2 protein-coding genes are annotated in these 2,053 nt (G+C 30.1%); both read left to right on the plus strand.

Translation table 11 applies throughout. The features are described 5' to 3' along the window. Window positions 1–493: 493 nt before the first annotated feature. Window positions 494–1,774, plus strand: a complete 1,281-nt coding sequence (locus tag CXF67_RS09515; protein ID WP_102088548.1) for a tyrosine-type recombinase/integrase — start codon at window positions 494–496, stop codon at window positions 1,772–1,774. Window positions 1,775–1,867: 93 nt separating this feature from the next. Next, the coding region (locus tag CXF67_RS18230) for a hypothetical protein (RefSeq protein WP_180957947.1) at window positions 1,868–2,053 on the plus strand (186 nt) is incomplete at its 3' end.

Here is a 2,053-nt window from a genome sequence, read left to right on the forward strand (position 1 = left end):
TTTAAAGTAAAAATTGAAATAGTATATTACTATAGATCAAATTGTGGGCAAGTATGTGGACAATCAAAGGTTATAAAATCCACAAATTATCGAAAAACAACGATTTGAGAATTTTAATTATGACTGAGGCAGGATTGCATATATTGAGAATAGTACATTATGCAACTACAACTGTCGAAATTTTAAAATAAGTCTTAGCGCTTTGAATAAAAAAATCCAATCAAGCGAATGCTTATTGGATTTTTAATATTTAAATCACAACGGAGTTGTGAGTGATTGTGACCACGGCAGAATCCGAATTAGTTTATTTTTTTTACTAAATAGACTGAATTTGACGCTTTTTAGGCACTTTTTTAGGTCGTTTTTTTAATTTTAACACAATAAGAAGGACTCAAAAGGACACATGTGGACAAACATGTGGGCAAACTTTTTAGTTTTTTTTGACCACATTCTTAATTTTCAGAAACAATTATTAACATTTAAAATTTAGAAAATGACAGTCAAATTTAAATTAAGAAAAGGTAAAAAGACAAATTCAATTCTATTGGATTTGAGACACGGAAGAGATATTAGGTTTAGAATGTCTACTGGATTGGATTTTAAAAGAGGTTCTGAAAAGTATTGGGACTCTTCAAGGTGCAAATTAAAAGTGCCTAATGATATCACAAATTCTACTTATATAAATAATAGAATTAAAGAGATTGAAAAAGAAATCGAAGAATCTATTACAATACTGATAGAAAATGAAAAGTTGACTCAAATTGGGTGCTCTAATGCTATAAAGAAAATAATTAGTAATGAACCTGATATTAACGATGAGACAATTAGCAGTACTAACAATATCGTCGAATTTTTCGAATGGTTTATAAAATATTACGCAGTTAATAATTCGCCATTTACAAATAAACCGCTAACATCAGGAACACTCAGGACCTATAGAAATAGTAAAAACTATTTGATAAAATTTCTTGAGACCAAAAAGCTCAGCAATTTCTGTTTTCAGGATATTGATGAGAAATTCTATAATGATTTTGTGTCTTACGGAAAAGACAAGGAATACACTACAAATTACATTGGTTCGATTATTCAAAAGCTTAAGACCATAATAGGCTATGCTTTCGATAAAGGCGTGCATAATAATAATGAATTTAAGAAACGTTACTTTGCTAAATTCAAAGAAGAAATAAATCATCCCTATCTCGATCAATCAGAACTTGAATCCATTGCTAATCTAAAATTAACAAATGAAGATGAAAAAACTGTAAGAGATGTATTTTTAATTGGTTGTTACACAGGGTTGAGAGTTGGTGATTTAATGAAATTTTTAAAAAACCCAATTCTAATAAATGGTGGACGTAAAGAGTTTATATACCTAAAACAAAATAAAACGGGCGGCGAGGTTTACATACCTATCAATTCAAGAGTTAAGAGCATTCTAAATAAAAGGAATGGTGATTTTCCTCCTTACGTTCATCAAAACACAATCAACAAATTAATTAAGAGTATTGCTAAGAAAGCAAAAATCAATGAAGATTTTATTTTGGAGCGAACTGAAGGTAGAGTAAGAAAAAAAGTGAAAAAACCCAAATGGAAATATGTATCCACTCATACTTGTAGACGTAGCTTTTGCACAAATGCTTATAATGCTGGTATGCCACCACATCACATAATGGTAATTTCTGGTCATAAGTCAGAAAAGGTTTTTTACAATTACATTAAAGTTGATTTAAAAAGTAAAGCAATGCAAGTCGCAGAGCATAGTTTTTTTAAATAACAGACTATTTCATAAGAAAGTGAAGCAATTAGAAATGGCCATCAAGGAATTTCTTTCATGTTTTATCACTAGCATCCGAAACTTTTTCAAATTTTGCTAAAAACAGGGTTTAAGCCCCGTAAATTGGTTTCAAAACATATCAATGAGGGTGTCGAGCTAACTAAGGAGTTGATAAAATCCAAAATGGAAACCGTCATCACTGAAAGAGAGGTAGATATTGATGAGATTAAAACCAAAGAGAATAACCAAGACTTTATTAAGTACTTTGAGTGGTACTTG

It is taken from the genome of Psychroflexus sp. MES1-P1E, assembly GCF_002836055.1.
Classification (GTDB): domain Bacteria; phylum Bacteroidota; class Bacteroidia; order Flavobacteriales; family Flavobacteriaceae; genus Psychroflexus.